At 61.1% G+C, this 17816-nt stretch carries 14 protein-coding genes and 2 rRNA genes; 8 read left to right on the top strand and 8 right to left on the bottom strand.

From position 1 onward, the window contains the following. Nucleotides 1-2 precede the first annotated feature (2 nt). The 6 genes from ffh to trmD all read left to right on the top strand — a co-directional run bounded on the left by ffh (nucleotide 3) and on the right by trmD (nucleotide 6325). Nucleotides 3-1664 carry a signal recognition particle protein gene (gene ffh, locus BTIS_RS00810; RefSeq protein WP_094661754.1) on the top strand — a complete coding sequence of 554 codons (1662 nt, stop codon included), beginning with the start codon at nucleotides 3-5 and terminating at the stop codon, nucleotides 1662-1664. A gap of 292 nt (nucleotides 1665-1956) precedes the next feature. Next, the gene (locus BTIS_RS00815; protein WP_094661755.1) at nucleotides 1957-3261 is read left to right on the top strand and encodes an endonuclease/exonuclease/phosphatase family protein; all 1305 of its coding nucleotides are present in this window, start codon (nucleotides 1957-1959) and stop codon (nucleotides 3259-3261) included. Between the two features lie 264 nt (nucleotides 3262-3525). Next, nucleotides 3526-3993 carry a 30S ribosomal protein S16 gene (gene rpsP / locus BTIS_RS00820; protein ID WP_094661756.1) on the top strand — a complete coding sequence of 156 codons (468 nt, stop codon included), beginning with the start codon at nucleotides 3526-3528 and terminating at the stop codon, nucleotides 3991-3993. 2 nt (nucleotides 3994-3995) lie between these two features. Further along, complete coding sequence (locus BTIS_RS00825; RefSeq protein WP_093960891.1) at nucleotides 3996-4226, top strand: RNA-binding protein; 231 nt, start codon at nucleotides 3996-3998, stop codon at nucleotides 4224-4226. A gap of 3 nt (nucleotides 4227-4229) precedes the next feature. Beyond that, nucleotides 4230-4814, top strand: coding sequence for a ribosome maturation factor RimM (gene rimM, locus BTIS_RS00830; protein WP_094661757.1), 585 nt, complete (start codon nucleotides 4230-4232; stop codon nucleotides 4812-4814). 638 nt (nucleotides 4815-5452) lie between these two features. Beyond that, nucleotides 5453-6325, top strand: coding sequence for a tRNA (guanosine(37)-N1)-methyltransferase TrmD (gene trmD / locus BTIS_RS00835; RefSeq protein ID WP_094661758.1), 873 nt, complete (start codon nucleotides 5453-5455; stop codon nucleotides 6323-6325). Between the two features lie 51 nt (nucleotides 6326-6376). On the opposite strand, the gene rsmD is transcribed toward trmD, so the two are convergent. From rsmD to BTIS_RS00855, 4 genes are all read right to left on the bottom strand, one after another. Further along, entirely contained in the window at nucleotides 6377-6979 is a 603-nt protein-coding gene (gene rsmD / locus BTIS_RS00840; RefSeq protein WP_094661759.1) for a 16S rRNA (guanine(966)-N(2))-methyltransferase RsmD, read from the bottom strand. A 306-nt stretch (nucleotides 6980-7285) separates the two neighbouring features. Beyond that, complete coding sequence (locus tag BTIS_RS00845) at nucleotides 7286-9892, bottom strand: ATP-dependent DNA helicase RecG (RefSeq protein WP_094661760.1); 2607 nt, start codon at nucleotides 9890-9892, stop codon at nucleotides 7286-7288. A gap of 513 nt (nucleotides 9893-10405) precedes the next feature. Then, the gene (gene rpmB / locus BTIS_RS00850; protein ID WP_093960881.1) at nucleotides 10406-10597 is read right to left on the bottom strand and encodes a 50S ribosomal protein L28; all 192 of its coding nucleotides are present in this window, start codon (nucleotides 10595-10597) and stop codon (nucleotides 10406-10408) included. Between the two features lie 235 nt (nucleotides 10598-10832). Then, nucleotides 10833-12152, bottom strand: coding sequence for a CPBP family intramembrane glutamic endopeptidase (locus tag BTIS_RS00855; RefSeq protein WP_158216803.1), 1320 nt, complete (start codon nucleotides 12150-12152; stop codon nucleotides 10833-10835). Nucleotides 12153-12352: 200 nt separating this feature from the next. Between BTIS_RS00855 and BTIS_RS00860 the strand changes: the two genes are divergently transcribed. Then, on the top strand, nucleotides 12353-13720 hold the full coding sequence (locus BTIS_RS00860) for an MFS transporter (RefSeq protein ID WP_094661784.1): 1368 nt from the start codon (nucleotides 12353-12355) through the stop codon (nucleotides 13718-13720). A gap of 46 nt (nucleotides 13721-13766) precedes the next feature. Then, nucleotides 13767-14363, top strand: a complete 597-nt coding sequence (locus tag BTIS_RS00865; RefSeq protein ID WP_094661762.1) for a hypothetical protein — start codon at nucleotides 13767-13769, stop codon at nucleotides 14361-14363. On the opposite strand, the gene BTIS_RS00870 is transcribed toward BTIS_RS00865, so the two are convergent. The 4 genes from BTIS_RS00870 to BTIS_RS00885 form a co-directional block, all read right to left on the bottom strand. After that, the gene (locus tag BTIS_RS00870) at nucleotides 14357-15841 is read right to left on the bottom strand and encodes a chloride channel protein (protein WP_094661763.1); all 1485 of its coding nucleotides are present in this window, start codon (nucleotides 15839-15841) and stop codon (nucleotides 14357-14359) included. The genes BTIS_RS00865 and BTIS_RS00870 overlap by 7 nt on opposite strands. 114 nt (nucleotides 15842-15955) lie before the next feature. Further along, nucleotides 15956-17056, bottom strand: a complete 1101-nt coding sequence (locus BTIS_RS00875) for a lactonase family protein (protein ID WP_094661764.1) — start codon at nucleotides 17054-17056, stop codon at nucleotides 15956-15958. 136 nt (nucleotides 17057-17192) lie between these two features. Next, nucleotides 17193-17310, bottom strand: a 5S ribosomal RNA gene (rrf, locus tag BTIS_RS00880). A 150-nt stretch (nucleotides 17311-17460) separates the two neighbouring features. Beyond that, nucleotides 17461-17816 (bottom strand): 23S ribosomal RNA (locus BTIS_RS00885); the annotation flags it as partial.

Raw genomic sequence — 17816 nt, forward strand, 5'->3', positions numbered from 1 at the left:
TTATGGCTGCTTTTACTTCTTTGACCGATAGGCTCTCGGGCGCGTTCAAGCATCTGCGTTCCAAGGGCAAACTGACCGACGCGGACATCGACGGTACGATCCGCGAAATCCGCCGGGCACTGCTCGACGCCGATGTGGCGCTCGACGTGGTGCGTTCCTTCACCTCCCATGTACGCGAGCGCGCGCTGGGTGAGGAGGTCTCCCAGGCGCTTAACCCCGCCCAGCAGGTGGTGAAGATCGTCAATGACGAGCTCACGAAGATTCTGGGCGCCGGCGTCGATCGTCCTCTGAACTTTGCCAAGAACCCGCCGACGATTATCATGCTCGCCGGTCTGCAGGGTGCCGGTAAGACCACGCTCGCCGGCAAGCTCGGCTACTGGCTCAAAGATGCCGGCCACACGCCGCTGCTGGTGGCGGCCGATCTTCAGCGTCCGAACGCGGTGACCCAGCTGCAGGTGGTGGGCGAGCGCGCCGGCGTTCCGGTGTATGCGCCGGAGAAGGGCGTGCAGTCCGACGGCGGCGACGATGTGACCGCTCCGGGCCAGACCACCGGCGATCCGGTGAAGGTGGCCCGCGATTCCATTGCGTTGGCCAAGACCAAGCTCTATGACACGGTGATCATCGATACCGCCGGTCGTCTGGGCGTGGACGAGGCGCTGATGAAGCAGGCCCGTGACATCCGCGATGCCGTGCAGCCGAACGAGATCCTGTTCGTGATCGATGCGATGATCGGCCAGGATGCGGTGCAGACCGCCAAGGCGTTCGACGAGGGCGTGGACTTCACGGGCGTGGTGCTGTCGAAGCTCGATGGCGATGCCCGTGGTGGTGCGGCGCTGTCCGTGGCGAGCGTGACCGGCAAGCCGATCCTGTTCGCGTCCAACGGTGAGGGTCTGAAGGACTTCGAGGTGTTCCACCCCGATCGCATGGCTTCACGAATCCTCGACATGGGCGATATCCTCACCCTGATCGAGCAGGCGCAGAAGCAGTTCGACGAGGAGGAGGCCCGCAAGGCCGCCGAGAAGATCTCCGACGGCAGCTTTGGTCTCGATGACTTCCTGGAGCAGTTGCAGCAGGTGCGTCAGCTCGGCCCGATGAAGAACCTGCTCGGCATGATTCCGGGCATGGCACAGCATCGCAAGGAGCTTGAGGCGTTCGACGAGAAGGAAGTGGACCGTACCGAGGCCATCATCCGCTCCATGACGCCGGAGGAGCGTCGCAATCCGAAGATCATCGACGGCTCCCGTCGTGCGCGTATCGCCTACGGTTCGGGTAACACGGTGTCCGCGGTGAACGCGCTGCTGCAGCGGTTCGAGCAGGCGTCCAAGATGATGAAGCGCATGAGCAACGGCTCCCGTGGCGTGCCCGGCATGGGCGGTTTCGGGGCCCCCGGCGGCAAGAGCGCTCGCAAGGGCAAGAAAGGCAAGAAGAAGGGCGGCAAGTCCGGCAACCCGATGAAGCGCGAGGCCGAGGAGAAGGCATTGCGCGACCGTCTGAGCGGCAATGGTTCCGGTTCGGGCAAGAGCGGCGGTTCCGCATTCCAGAAGAAGCCGCAGAACCCGGCGCTTCCGGCGGGGCTGCAGGACATGCTCGGCGGCAACGGCAACGGACAGCCTGAGCTTCCGCCGAACCTCGGCGGCGGCATCGGCGGTCTCTTCGGTCGCTGATCGTTCATCATTCGTATAATCCTCTTGGGGTGGCGTGCCGCATCGGCCGCTTTCCCAAGAGGATTTTTCAATTCCGCACCGTCATCATCATTCGTGATCGTTCGCCCCATTCGTTTGCCTTATCCATTCGCCCTATCCATTCGAACGATTCGTAAAGACACGGTCGGGAATCGCATCCCATGGCTTTCGTATGCGCAAATCCTCCAAAACCGCTTCGTATAATCGCAAGTCGTACAAGAACAGCCGACCGCGAAAGGCAGCAACGGCAACGACTACAGCAAGGAGACGCTTCGTGCTTTTTTGGATCGTCATCGCGATATTCGCAATATGGATGGCGTTGAAATATCTGCCCGCCGGCTGGGACCAGTACCGTCCGCTGCCCGAGGTGATCGCGCTGATCCCGTTGCTGGTCGTGCCGCTGGTGCTGCTGTTGCCGATCACCGGAGTCACCGGCAACTGGCCGCAGTTCTGGGTGACCGTGCTGCTGCTGATCGTGCAGGTCGCGTGGCAGATCGGCTATGTCATGCCGATTCCCGCATCCCTGTCTCCGATTCTCGGCGTCCCCGTGCAGAACGTGACCGCGAGCGCTGAGGTGAACGCGGACGCCGACGAGACCGCATCCGCGACCGCGACCGATCATCATACGGTCCGTGTGATGACGCTCAATACGCGCTACGGCCGCGCCGACACCGGCACGATCATGCATCTGGTCAAGCGGTACGACATCGACGTGCTCGCCGTGCAGGAAGTGAACACCGGGTTTATCAAACGTCTCGACATCTCCCATATCGAGGACGAACTGCCCTACCGCGTGCTCGGCGCGGTGCGTGACGACGACAATGCGGGATCGAATGCGCTGTTTCTGCGTCTCAAGCCGGCGATCTTCGGCGATTCGTCGGTGAAGATCCATGCGGCGGCCGCGCCTGTCGCCACAGTACGGATCGGCGATCAATGCGTGGAGTTCAGTTCCGTGCATCCCAAGTCCCCGCCGCGCAGTGGCCAAGATTGGAGCGACGGCGTGCGCGCTCTCGGACAGTTCGCCCTGCGCGCCGACAGCCGCAATGAGGAGGGGTTCAGCTGCTACGCCGATGATGACGAGTCGGGTAACGCCGTCAACGACGCGCAGGAAACCGCCAGTCTCGTTGATGGCATGACGCTCGACAGCGATCTGCTGGCCGGCATTCCCGCCGAGCTCGCCGATATCATCACCGGCGGCATGATGAACGATTCGTCGTCCGGTTCCGGCACATCTCCCGTTTCCAAGCCCGCGTCCGACGTGACGGAAACCGCGGTCATCGAACTGCCCGACTTCTCGACTCCGCATCATTCGGCCGTGGTGATGGGTGATACGAACTCGAGCATCTACCACCCCAGTTTCCGCGATGCCCTGCGTCAGGGCACCGGCCTTGCGGATTCGTCGTTCGAACTGCACGCGGGATTCAACACCACGTTCCCGGCGAGCTGGCCCACGTTCCCCTCGCTTATCGAGATCGATCATGTGCTGCATACGGAAGGCATCCGCGCGATCTCGGCGCACGCGCATACCGTGCCGAAGACCGATCACAAGGCCCTGATCGTGGAGCTCGAGGTCCGCTGAGGACAATCGGTGACGGCCGGTCATGCGTGAGAGTGCACGCCGCCGGCCGCACGTCTGGCGGCGACATCGCTCATATCACGTCGACATGGTCTTCGTCTTCGCGACACGCCGTAAGTTGTCGGGGAGATGTGGTTACAATATTCAGGTTATTCATAAGAGGTGGCGCCCTCTAACTCCGTCTCTTATGAGGAACACGTGGATCGCGGTTTCCGTGCCCCACACGAAATCGATGATGCACACCCCAAATACATAAGGAGAGCCATTTTGGCAACCAAGATTCGTCTGAAGCGCCTGGGCAAGAAGCACTACGCCTTCTACCGTATTGTGATCATGGATTCCCGCAAGGCCCGTGATGGCAAGACCATTGAGGAGATCGGTACCTACGATCCCAACAAGCAGCCCTCGCTCATCCAGATCAAGTCTGACCGCGCTCAGTACTGGCTCGGCGTTGGCGCCCAGCCCACTGAAGCCGTCTTCAAGCTGCTGAACATCACCGGTGACTGGCAGAAGTTCAAGGGTCTGCCGGGTGCTGAGGGCACGCTGAAGGTGGCCGAGGAAGGCCCGGATGCCGAAGCCCGCGTGGCCGCCGCCGCCGATGAGGCCCAGAAGCTGAAGGCCGCCAAGGCCGAAGCCGCTGCCAAGGCCAAGGCTGAGGCCGAAGCTGAAGCCGCCAAGGCCGCTGAAGAGGCCGAGGCTCCGGCTGAGGAAGCCGCCGAGGAGAAGGCTGAGTAATCATGCTTGCCGAAGCCGTCGAACACCTGATTAAGAACATCGTTGATTTCCCGGACGACGTTTCCGTGAAGTCTCACGAGAACAACCGTGGCGAACTGCTTCGCGTGCGGGTGAACCCGGAGGATATCGGACGCGTCATCGGACGTGGCGGTCGCACCGCTAACGCCATTCGCACCGTGGTGCAGGCGCTGTCCGATCATAAGGTTCGGGTCGACATCATGGATGTCCGCTGAGCGATGGCTGAACAGCATAACGACCCTCAGCAGCGTGAGCTGCTGAGGGTTTGCCGTATCGGGCGCGCTCAGGGACTGAAGGGCGAAGTCAACGTCCGCGTCTTCACCGACGAACCGGAGGAGCGTTTCGCTCCCGGTTCCGTGCTGCTGACCGCTGATGGCCGTGAGTTCACGGTCGCACGGTCGCGTAAATTCAAGGAACGCTGGATCGTGTTGTTCAAGGACGTCACCGACCGTAATGCGTCAGAGGCGTTGAACGGCACCGATCTGTATGTGGAACCCGTATATTCCGACGATGATGAGGACGGATTCTACATGGAGGATCTCATCGGCCTCGAGGCTCGCATCTACGAATCCGCCGATGACGAGACCGAGAGGAACGCCGCCGATGCCGATGACACTGCATACGTCGTGGCCGGCAAGGTGTCCGATGTGATCGACGGACCGGCACAGGATCTGTTGCAGATCACCGAACCCAGCGGTGCCGAGTCGTTGATCCCCTTCGTGGAGGAGATCGTGCCGGAAGTGGATCTGGAGGAGGGCTATCTCGTCCTCACTCCCCCAAACGGCCTGCTGCAGGATCGCTGATCAGCGCATACAGCATCGACGACGCCGGTCGTCGGTTTCGGTTCTTTCCCGGATCGAAACCGACGACCGGCGTCCTTGCGTTCTATACGTATTCCGGTATTCCGTATCGAACCGTAAGCCATTCCCCGTTCCGTCTCCCCAATAAAACGGAACGTACTTGCAGTGGCGTATTCCAGCACGGTCCGCATTCATTGCATAACTGAGCGCAACCGCAGTAGCATAACCGCGGTGATTAGCTTATCTGCGGGTCCGTCACAACATCGATATCAAGCCGCAGCGGAAACATCACTCCACTGCGGCTTCGCTACGACAACGATACGGACCCGCAGCGCAGGGTCCTGCTCACTGCGGGTTGATCCTAATCGATTGCCAAACCCGCAACACAGACCTGTCACCGCTGCGGGTCCGTCACAGCGACAGTGCAGACCCGCAGTGACGCCCTCCCTTCACTGCGGGTTGATCACAGCGACAGCGCAAACCCGCAGCGTAGCTGACTCAGGCACGTCAACCAGCAACCCCGGCAACGGATCACCGCCCGGTGTTGGCGTCCACGAATCGACGAATGCTACACGATGCGAATGCGTATGGACACGGATACGTTGAAAGGAATTCGACTGCAAACGGTAGGCTTGCCTATTATGCGTATCGACATCGTTTCAGTGTTTCCCGAGTACTTCGACGTGCTCAAACTCAGTCTGCTCGGCAAGGCCCAAGACAAGGGACTGCTCAGCGTCACCGCCCACAATCTGCGCGACTGGACGCACGACGTGCATCATTCCGTCGACGACACCCCGGTCGGCGGCGGTGCCGGCATGGTGATGAAACCCGAAATCTGGGCGCAGTGCCTCGACGACATCATGGGTCTTGCGCCCGTGTCGTTCGGCGACGACGACCAGCCCGTGCAGTCCCGCGATTTCCGTCTGATCGACGCTGGCGATTCGACAGATGCCGTGGATACCTCCCCCAAGCCGATCCTAATCTTCCCCAACCCGTCGGCACCACTGTTCACCCAGACCGACGCCACCGAACTGTCCCGCGCCGACCATCTGGTGTTCGGTTGCGGGCGCTACGAGGGCATCGACGCACGTGTACCGGAATACTATGCGCGACAGGGCGTGGAGGTACGCGAATACTCGATCGGCGACTACGTGCTCAACGGCGGCGAGGTGGCCGTATCCGCCATGATCGAGGCGATCGTGCGTCTGGTGCCCGGTTTCATGGGCAATCCGGAATCGATCGTCGAGGAATCGTACACAGGAGACCCGCTGCTCGAACATCGCCAGTTCACCAAGCCGGCCACATGGCGTGGCATCGCCGTGGATCCCGTACTCACCAGCGGCGATCACGGCAAGGTGGACCGGTTCCGCCGCGACGAGGCCATGGAACGCACCACGCGCATCCGCCCCGATCTGGTGGAGGAACTCGACTGCAAGGCGCTGAGCAAGGCCGACCGCAAGACGCTCATGGCCTTGGGCTGGGAGGTCTCCGGGCATCATCCGCGGCGTAAATAGCGCCGGCGGCGGCCCGGAGCGCGGCTCGGAACTCGGCCCAATGCGGCTCCGTCACTCCATCTCGTCGACGGATTCCTCGAGCACGCTTTCGAAGTAAAACACCGCGGTCTCGCCGTACGTGCGTTCCTGCGTGATCTCCCACCCCTCGGGGGCCGTGGGGGCGTCGGAGCGCACGGATCGTTCCAGCATGATCACGCCCTGCTCGTCCACCATGTCGTTCGTGGTCAGATCACGCAGCAGCGCATTGCAATCATCGGTGCCGAACGCATACGGCGGATCGATGAACACCAGATCGAACGGCTCATTATTGGCACCGGCAGCGGCGAACTTCTCCGCCTTCGCCTTGATCACGCGGGCGGACATGTCCGGCTCCCACGCACGCGACTGCCTGAGACGGCCGAACGACTTACCCAGCATCGCGGACGCCGGACCGGCCGATTCCACCGCGACCAGTGATTTCGCGCCACGGGACAGCGCCTCGATGCCGAGCGCGCCCGTACCGGCGAACAGATCGAGCACTCGCGCATCGTCGAGTGCGCCGATCGACATGAGATGCGAAAAAATCGCCTCCTTGGCGCGGTCGGTGGTAGGTCGGGTGCCAGTCTTCGGCGCGGTGATCTCAAAACCCTTGAATCGTCCAGCAATAATACGCATATATCTCATTGTATGCACGCCCACCGCCCCCACCCCCGGCCAATACGACCCCGGCACACCACCCCTCACACCCTCATCGCACTCCCTGTTACGTGGGCCGTGACACGGGCCGTGCACGGCCCACGTAACACCAAGCGCGGCCCACGTAACGGGGAGGGGAGCGCGGACGGGGAGGAAAGGGATGATGGGGGAGACAGGAACGCGGACGCGATGTGGGGGCATCGTTTCGCGTCCTTACGCGCTATGTGCTTGCGCTATGTGCTTGCGCTATGTGCTTGCGCTATGTGCTTGCGCTATGTGCTTGCGCTATGTGCTGGTGATGAACTGCTCGTTGCCGCGCGTGAAATCGAGCACGGCTCCGGCCAGTTCCGTGGCCCCGGCAAGCGTCGGATCGGATTCCAACAGTTCGCGCGTCTGTTCGCGGGCCGCACCGATCATATCCGCATCCTTGACCACGCGGAGCAGTTTCAGCGACGACCGGCCACCCGACTGTGCATCGCCCAGCACATCACCGGCACCGCGCAATTCCAGATCGGCCTGGGCGATTTCAGCGCCATCGGTGGATGTGCGGATCACCTCAAGCCGTTGCGCCGCGATCGAATCCGGCTCGGCGCGCGAGATCAGGAACGCCCAGCTATTCGTACCCCCTCGGCCCACACGACCACGCAACTGGTGCAACTGCGACAGGCCAAAACGGTCGGCATCGAAGATCACGATGCAACTGGCCTGCGGCACGTCAACACCGACCTCGATCACCGTGGTCGCCACCAGCACCGGAGTCTCACCCGACGCGAACCCCTCCATCACCTCGCGCTTGGACTCATCATCATGACGACCGGTGAGCGTGGCGATACGGATGCCGGCGAACTGCGGCAGCGCGACCAGACGACGGGAGATCTCCTCCACCGAATGCAGCGGCGGCTTCTCCACAGCCTCCTCATCATCCGCCAGTTCGTCGAACGGGTTCTCGATATACGTGGCGTATTCCTCACCGCGGGATTTACGGGAACCGCGAGCGCTGCGCGATGACGATGAACCCCGCGAGCCCGAACCCGAACCGCGCGAACCACCGTCGCCACCGGATCGTTTCGTCCCGGATTTCGCCGCAACGCCAGCAGCCCCGCCGGAAACGCCACCGATCTCACCGGAATCGGAACCGACATCATCAGCATCCGCATCCTCATCAATACGCGGACAGACGATGTACGCCCGCTCCCCCGCGTCCACACGCGCTCGGATATGCGCGAACATGCGGCCCATGGTGTGGCTGTCGGACTCGGGTACGACGATCGTGCGGATCGGCTTGCGCCCGCCGGGCAGTTCCGTCAGCCACGAGATGTCAAGATCGCCGAACCATGTCATGGCGGCGGTGCGCGGAATGGGCGTGGCCGTCATGACCAGCAGATGCGGCGCCTTCTCCGACTTGCGTCGCAATGTCTCACGCTGTTCCACGCCGAACCGGTGCTGTTCGTCGATCACGGCGAGCGCCAGATTCGGTGCCTGGAAGTTCTTGGAGAATGCGGCATGCGTCGCCACTACAATGCACGGGTCGCCGCTTGCGGCCTTCGCCAGCACGCGACGGCGTTGCGCCAGCTTCATGCCACCCGTAAGCAGCAGCACCGGAATGCCCTGCTTGCCGACCATGCGGCCGATGCTGTCGTAATGCTGTTCGGCCAACACCTGTGTGGGGGCGACCAACACCGCCTGGTGTCCGGCATCCACGGCCTGCAGCATCGCAGCCACGGCCACCACGGTCTTGCCGGAGCCGACCTCGCCCTGCAACAGTCGCTGCATCGGCGACGGTTTGGCCATGTCGGCGGCGATATCGTCGATCACCTGCTGCTGACCGTTGGTCAATGAGAACGGCAGCGAGGCGATGAACCGCTGTTTGAACGAATCGTCGGGATCGTGCGGCTCCTCGCACGCGTACGCCTCGATGCCGTCGCTCTGCCGCCGCGCCTTGAGCAGTGCGGTCTGCGAGACGAACGCCTCCTCGAATCGCAGTGTTCGAATGCCATCATGGAACTGTTTGACGGAATCGGGATTATGAATGGCGCAGAATGCCTCGGCCCGATGCATCAGTCGGTTGCGCTCGCGTACGTTTTCGGGGAGCACGTCGGGAATGGCGTGGGCCAGTGTGGCGGGCATGATCGGCGGCGCCGTGGTCTCATCGCCGCCGTTTGTCGTACCGTTTGTCGTACCGCCAGCGATCGTGTTCGTATTGTTGGCATTCATGTTGTTGGCATTCGTGCCGCCGTCGCCCACACCGCCGTCGCCCGCGCCGCCGGCAACGGTTCCGACGACCGTAGGGTCCTCGGCCAGCAACCTCATGAATCCAAGAATCGTCTCATGAATATGGTCGGACGATATGCGCGAACTCGCATGATACACCGGCTGTGGGCGGGATACCTTGGTCAGCGCGGCCTCCACGGAATCGATCTCCGCGGGCATGCCGTCGGGCGTCCGTACCACCACCACGTCCGGATGGGTGAACTGCAGATTGTTGTTGAATACGCTCGGATCGCCCGACACCACGATCACCGAGCCGGGGCTCAGACGTGAGGCCATCCAGTCGCCGTATCCACGATTATGCGAGAAGAACGTCAGGCGTACGGTTCCGGGCGCGCTGCCGTATTCGTAGGAGAAGTCGGCGTCGTCAAGTATCGATTCCACACGTCCGCCGGATCGTCCGTTCATCGGCACCACGCGAGTCTGTCGTACGGTGGCTACGAACGCGGCCTTCACGCCAACGGTAATGCGCCGGACCGGTGTCACCGGCACGGGATCGGACACGCGGAACGGATAGTAGGCGAGTGCGTCGCGCACGGTGATCACGCCCAGTGATTTCAACGCTCCGACACGCCGTCTGTTCGTCATCAACGACGATACTGCGGAGTCCAAAGCGATAGTCATACGCCCTATTTGTACCCATTCGTATCGACGACCGATCACAACCGCTGCAATACGGTGGTCCGATCGCGGCAATCCAGGGGTTATAGACCAAAAAGTGTGTCTATTTTGGCATGAAGGCCTATACCCATAACCATCCGGTGCTTGTTCGACATACGCGTGCGTCCGATGAGCACGGAACATCTTCCCCGATACTTGTTTGTCGCATGCGTGCGTCCAATGAGCATCGTGTCTCATCCTACGTACTCATTGGCCATACACATGCGTCGTATGAGCACGGGAGCTTCTCCCCCGGTGCTTGTTCGGCGTACGCGTGTGTCCGATAGGCACCACCCCGGTTACGCTAGCGATGATCGAGGATCATATACGCCAGCGCTTCACAATACGGCATGTGGCATGTATCACAACCAGACCACCAGACACACATTTTGGCCTATAAGCCTCACACAAACACAGCCAAACAAAAAAGGCTCCGGAATCGCTTCCGGAGCCTTACGCTACTATGCGTACCGCAAATCAGGCGGCGCGCTGGACCTTGCCGGCCTTCAGGCAGGAGGTGCACACGCGCAGGCGAACGTTCTCGCCTTCGACGGTGGTGCGAACCGACTGCAGGTTCGGCAGGAAGCGACGCTTGTTACGGATATGCGAGTGAGAAACGGTGTAACCGACCTGCGGGCCCTTGCCGCAGACTGCACAACGAGCTGCCATGTTTGACTCCTCTAACTTACTGCTTGTTCAAGTCTTTCCCGTGTCCCCGTCGGGAAGCAACCCGGCCTGAACACACAACTTCACGATCTTACAGCGAAATACGAGATATTGCAAGTATGACGGGTATCATACCGTGGATATTGTGTGCCGACCGAAGTGCTGTCCACAAACCGGACGCCCTAGGCGTCAACACGCCATCAGTCGCGCAACCGCACGACGACCGCTTTCCACCGCTCTAGCCAAGCCGCATCATCAGCGGCGCGACGATCGTCGCGAAAAGCGTCAGTGCGCCGAACACGATGATTCCCGGATTGCCAAGCGCCACACTCACCCGATTGCGTGGAGCCAGTTCCCGTGGCGACTGCTGGAAGTACGCGATCCTGCGACGGATGGCATTGGCGATGAACACCGTGCCCACGACGACCAGTATCAGGACGCACGCTATGTACACCAGATATCCCACCAACGCGGGCCCGCTCTGAGCGAAGGCGTGCGACATGCGCTGCACATCACCGGACGTCAGATCATCCATGGCCTTGTCGGTGACGTTGTCGGACAGCAAGGGCGCCACCACGCCACCGAAGAAGTTCACCGTGGCGTGCAATGCGATCGTGTACCGCAATCGTCCGGTACGTACATACACGTAGGCCCACAGCAGGCCCCAGCCGAACGTGTAGAAGAACTGGTACAGGTTGGAGTGCATCAGTCCGAACAGCAGCGCCGACGACAATACGGCGACCTTCTCCCCGTAGATGCGAATGCTGTCGATGATGCACCGGCGGAATACGAACTCCTCGGCAAGCGGCGCAAGCACCACGAACGTAAGGAACTGCGCCGCGATATCGGCGGGACCGGTGCTGGAGGTCACCGAGTCCAGAATATTGTTGAACTTGCCGCCCGACAGCAGATCCGCCGACCATGATCCGAACAGTCCGCCGACGAACATGATCGGATAACCCATGACCAGAACCATCAGCCAGTCCTTGACACCGAAACTCGCGCCGGGGTCGGGAGTGCGTGGCTGTGGCGGATATTTGGGAACGGTGAACGCAACGATCAGGCACAGTGGCAATGCGAACCCATACTGGACGACGTCCGACAACAGCAATGACAGCCATTCCATGCTGTCGATCGATCCCGCGGACGGATTGATCGCGTGCAATGCGGAATCCCCTACGGATTTCATCACCATGGCGAGGATTTCGTTGGCGAGCATCCAGACGAGTAGCGTCCATCCCACGCGGGAGAACGCCTTGCGGGCCGTACGCAGATTCACTTCCGGATAGTACACGAGTCCGTTGAGGATAGGTACGCCCGGCATGGGCGACCCGTTGGGTGTACCGAACCCGTTGGGTGTACCGAATCTGTTCGGCGGCCATGCCGCGGAGACCGGCATGGCTGACGGCGATTGATACGACGGCGCGGTCTGGGCCTGCTGTGGCACAGGCTGCTGCGGCACAGGTGCGGATTGCTGCGGTACAGGCTGTTGCGGCACAAACCGCTGCGGCGCGGATTGCTGCGACGGCTGAGTTTGCGGATAGCGTGGGTCGCTCATCGCCACCCCCTCCCTACGACTAAGAACCACCTTTCTCCCACCGTAGCACTTGCACGCCGCGTCGCCCATCAATTCATCGTGCGTTCATGTTCTTCGTGGTATTGGCCACCGAAACGGCCCTTACCATGAAGGTTGGTTATCGCACAGCCCGTGCGGCATGGCAGTTCCGCAGTCGCGACAGCGAAAGAGAGGATCACACCATGACCGGACCCACCGCCAACGCGAGTGCCTCTTCACCCATCTTCCCGGACAACGCCGATCATGCCACCGCAGTCAAGGGGCAGGACGCCCCTCAGGCGCTCGGCAACGGCGAATTCCCCGTACCGCCCAATGGCAAGCTCACCTCGCGTGAAAAGAAGTGGATCGTCTACGACGTCGGCAATTCCGCATTCGTGCTGCTGAGCACCGCCGTGATCCCGATCTACGCGAAGTCGCTGATGCCCGCCGACGGCAACATCGTGTCGGCATGGGGATACGCGCAGACGATCGCCTCGCTGGTGATCGCACTGCTCATGCCGCTGCTCGGTTCGATCGCCGACGTGCAGGGCATGAAGATCAAGTTCTTCCTTGGATTCTTCGGCACGGGCGTAGTGATGTGCTGCGCTATGGCGCTTCCGCTCACCTGGCTGCCGTTCCTCATTATCTACGTGCTCGCCACGATCGGTTTGAACGGTTCGCTCACGTTCTACGATTCCATGCTGATCGACACGACGAGCAACGACCGCATGGACAAGGTCTCATCCCACGGATACGGCTGGGGATATGTGGGGTCCACGGTCCCGTTCATCGTCTGCATTGCGCTGATCTTCGGCGGTCCGGCCCTGTTCGGCTGGTCGACGACGGCGTGCACGCGCGCATCATTCGTGATCACCGCCGTCTGGTGGGTGGCGTTCACGATCCCGCTGCTGACCAGCTACCGTCAGGAGCACTACCGTGCCACGCGCGAGCATACGCGTGAGGCCGTGCGCGGCACGTTCACCGAACTCGCCGGCACGCTGGGCAAGCTCGTGCAGAACAAGTCGCTGTGGATGTTCATGGTCGCGTTCTTCTTCTACATCGACGCCGTGAACACGGTGATCTCGATGAGCACGTCGTACGGCACCCAGCTCGGCATCGATTCGACGCAGCTGGTAATCGCACTGCTGGTCACGCAGTTCGTCGCGTTCCCGTGCGCGATCATCTACGGCCGTCTGGCGGGCCGTTTCGGCTGCAAGCCGATGATCATGGTCGCCGTCGTGGCCTACATGGGCATCGTGTTCTTCGCCACGTTCTTCCTGAAGGAAGCCCTCGAATTCTGGATCCTCGCGATCCTCGTCGGCATGTTCCAAGGCGGCATTCAGGCGCTGTCACGCTCGTACTACGGCAAGATCATTCCCAAGGAACATGCCAACGAATACTACGGACTGTACGATATCTTCGGCAAGACGGCGAGTATTCTCGGCACGTTCCTGGTGGCGACGACCACGACGCTGACCGGTAACGCGTCGCTCGGCGTGCTGTCCATCGCGATCCTGCTGGTCGTCGCGCTGGTATTCCTCACGTTGCAGAAGGACCCGACACGGCAGTAAACCCGTGGAACGATGAGCCGCAAATTCGTTGCTTAAAATCGGACTTATGCAGAACGACAGCAAACGGCCCGAAACCCAGCCCGGCTCAGGACGCAGGCCATGGTTCGACCGTCGCGATCCCGGAGACCGTCCGGATCGTTCGTGGATCGCATGGCATTGGAAGGGCGTTGTCGCCGCACTGTGCGCGATCGGACTGGCCGTGATGTCATATTTTTGGATCTGGCTGCCGAACCGGCCTGTTGACATCAGCCATACGCAGTATGTGATCAAGACCGGCGACAAGTTCACTCATCGTCAGATCGACGATGCGATCGGCGTGATGCTGGATCGCAAATGGACGAATTGGCACGGTTGCGTGATCTACAAGATCACCTATGACGAGGCATGGTCCGATCAGTATCTCGCGTCCGAACATCAGATGACCGTCGACCACCCCGGTTCCAGTTCCTCCATATCGATGGCGATCGATCAGTACGGCGCGGATCGTGTAGTCATATTCCAGACCGATTTTCAGTGCAGCGGCGCCGGCAACACCATGAGTATGGGTACGAGTCGGCAATCCGGATGGATGGACACCTACGTCTATGATCCTGACTCGTACGACGCCGAACGCGGCTGGATGTATATCGACAGCGGTTACTGACGCTGCCCTCGCCTCGTGTTCGACCACCGTTCAAGTAGCCAGTGGGAAGTGAACGCGGAAACGGCGACGGCCATCCCGACCGGCACGAAGAACGTAATCGGCGCTTCGGTGAGCTCCATGACCAGGCACATAGCCATCAGTGGTGCCTGCTGCGACGCCGACAGCAACGCAGCCGCGCCGATCAGCGCGCAGGCGGTCACCGAATCGATCGGACAGACCAGCAGCCATGGCAACGCCAGCATGGCGCCCATCGTGGTGCCTAAGGCGATTCCCGGCTGCAGCACACCACCGGATGCGCCGGAGCGGATCGTCAGCAACGTGACGATCGCCTTGGCCGCGAACGACACCGCCAACAGCCCAAGCATCGGCCAGAAATACTGCCGCAGGTCACCGCCGATGCTCATGTCGAATCCAAGCAGATTCCACGGGGACGCGCCGGCCGAGGACGTGGACAGCACGGCGCCGGAATCGTTGCCGATGAACGTGCTGAATCCCAACTGCGCGTCGGCTCTACCATTGCCCATCACCTGCGGCACCCACAATGCCACCGCACCGGTGATCACACCGGCCAACGGCATCTGCCACATCAGCGCCTTGCCGGTTGGCTTATGCGACTCGGCCCACTGCGACCCCTTACGGAACAGTGCACCCGCCACACCGCACACCGCGCCGCACAGCAGTGCGAACAGCATGAGCGTAGGCGTCTCTCCCGGCTGCATGGCGGTGATGTCATAGAACGTGTGATGTCCCTTGATCAGCGTGGCCACAAACGCCGCCACTGCCGACGACCCCAATCCGAACGCCACGTTCTCCACGGTGATGTCGGCCAGCAGAATCTCCACGGCGAAGAACATGCCGGCAAGCGGCGCATCGTAGACGCCTCCGAGACCCGCACCTGCGGCCACCGCGACCACCAGCCGTCGGTCAAGATCCTGCAGATGGAAGATATCGCAGAATCGTTGGGCGAGCATGGCGCCGAGTTCGCGCGGAGCCACCTCACGCCCGATCGACGCGCCCGATCCGACGATGAAGATCTGCAGCACCACATGCAGCAGCGTCTGCCACCACGGCATGCGTTCACCATCGACGGCCTTCTTGACCGACGGCACTGTAGTGGTTTTGGTGCGTAGCAGATACCAGATCACCGCGGCGATCGACAATCCGACCGTGACCGATACCGCGCGACGCCAGCCCGGCACAATGAACGGACCGGGCATGGACGAGCCTTCGATGTATCCGAGCATCACATGCTCCACACCGTACAGCAGCAACGTCAATAGTCCTGCGCCCACGCCGATTACCGCGCCGAGCACGATTACGGCCGCCGTCAGCCATCCGATTCGCTTCCAGTCAGTGACTGTGCCGGCAGTGGCCTTGCCGTTGGTTCCGTCGTTCGTGTGTACCGTCGCCGTATTGGTTGCCGTGGTTCCGGAGTCCGTGATTTCAGACGTCGTCTTCCGATTCGTATCCTGCCGCATACGGATATATCCTCACACCGATCATGCGTAAACTGCCGTTCCATACCATACTCAGCGTCCGGACCATGAGCGGCTCAGATCACTCGGAAAGAGTCCTGCGGTAGTCGCTTGTCCTTACTGCAACGGCAGGATCACCGTGGGCGAGCCGATCGGCAGATCCTCCACGACAGTCAGATGGCCGGTTTTGTCCGAATGAAACATCGTCAGATGATCCTGGGTCTCATTCGCAGCGATCAGGTATCGTCCGATTGCGCACAAATGGCGGGGACGCCCCTCGCCGCTGGATACGCTTTCCCGGCGGGTCAGCGTCCGCCCGTCCCATGCCAATGCGACGATGCGATCGGATCCACGCAATCCAACGTAGGCCATGCCCTCATATCCATTGGCACTCGGAATGAAGGCGAGCGATGCCGCCTGATCGGCCGGTTCCGCGTCAAGATCGATCGTCTGTAGAATACGTAGATCATTGGCATCCAGCACCGTGACCGTGCGTCCCCATTCGTTGACGACGGCCACACGCCATTCGTCGAAATGATTTGACTCGGATGCAACCGGCAGCAGATGCATATCCCGCGGTCCGGTGCCCGGTGCCAGACGCACCATGCCGGTACGCACCAGTTCGCCGTTCATCCAGCGATGAACATAGATGCGATCGGCGCCAAGATCCGTGGACAGCACGCGGCCGTCCGGCAACGGCAGGATCCAGTGGGCGTGTGGTCCTTCCTGCGCTGGCAATGGACCATGCCCTTCATCGGGATCGCCCGGCAACGTCTGTGATACATCGCCGAGACTGCCATCGGTATTGATGGGAAATACGCTGATCGATCCGCTCACATAGTTTGCGGTGATCGCATGGGCGTTCCCCTGATCGTCAGTGGCGACGGCCACATGTGTGGGTCCGTCTCCTGGTACCGCCACATGTGAGACCAGAGTCAGACGGCACGAATCATGGTCATCGTCAATACGTAGTGCCGCCAGTCCTCGGCTATTTTCCAATACCGCGTAGACCATGTCGACGGTGCCGCCCACACGATACCGTTCCAGCCATGATGGCGACGGAACATCGGATAGTAGACGCTGATGGTGCAGAGAGGCTACGCCATCGTCGGTGATGTGCGCTGTGCACAGCTCGATTCCCCTGCCATGCGATCCCTGCAAGGATCCGTACCCGCCGATCAACAGATCGATATCAGATGTCTGTAATGTTTGTGCCATAGTTGTCAGTGTATGACGTAATCATATGCAATCATGCGTTTTCGACCGTGGTACATTCGATCATTGTTGGGTGAGAATCAGGGAGAATAAGAGGAGGTCCGGCGGCTGTTGCCGTCGGACCTCCATGACGTAGTGTGTGCGGTGGTGTGCTACTCTCCCACACCCTGCCGGGTGCAGTACCATCGCCGTGCCAGGTCTTAGCTTCCGGGTTCGGAATGGATGCCGGGCGTCTCCCCTGGGCCATGACCACCGCAAGAATAATTCTGAACACGCCGCAACCGCGGCATGCTTGGTGGCGGTTCGGGAACCGGCTAGCGGACGCGATGTGATCCCGTCTGGTCGATCGCAGTGAACGAATGTGCTCCGTGTCGTCCGGGATGATCGACTGGATCCATCCCGAAGGATTAAGTGTCGTACTCGTCCGTTAGTACCGGTCAGCTCCACCCCTCGCAGGGCTTCCACATCCGGCCTATCAACCACGTGTTCTCCATGGGGACTATCCACGCCCCGAGGGGCGTGAGGGAATGCTTATCTTGGAGAAGGCTTCCCGCTTAGATGCTTTCAGCGGTTATCCCATCCGAACGTAGCCAACCAGCCGTACCCTTGGCAGGATAACTGGCATACCAGAGGTTCGTCCACCCAGGTCCTCTCGTACTATGGGCAGGACTCCTCAACATTCCAACGAGCGCAGAGGATAGAGACCAAACTGTCTCACGACGTTCTGAACCCAGCTCGCGTGCCGCTTTAATCGGCGAACAGC

Source organism: Bifidobacterium tissieri, assembly GCF_002259645.1.
GTDB classification, from domain to species: Bacteria; Actinomycetota; Actinomycetes; order Actinomycetales; family Bifidobacteriaceae; genus Galliscardovia; species Galliscardovia tissieri.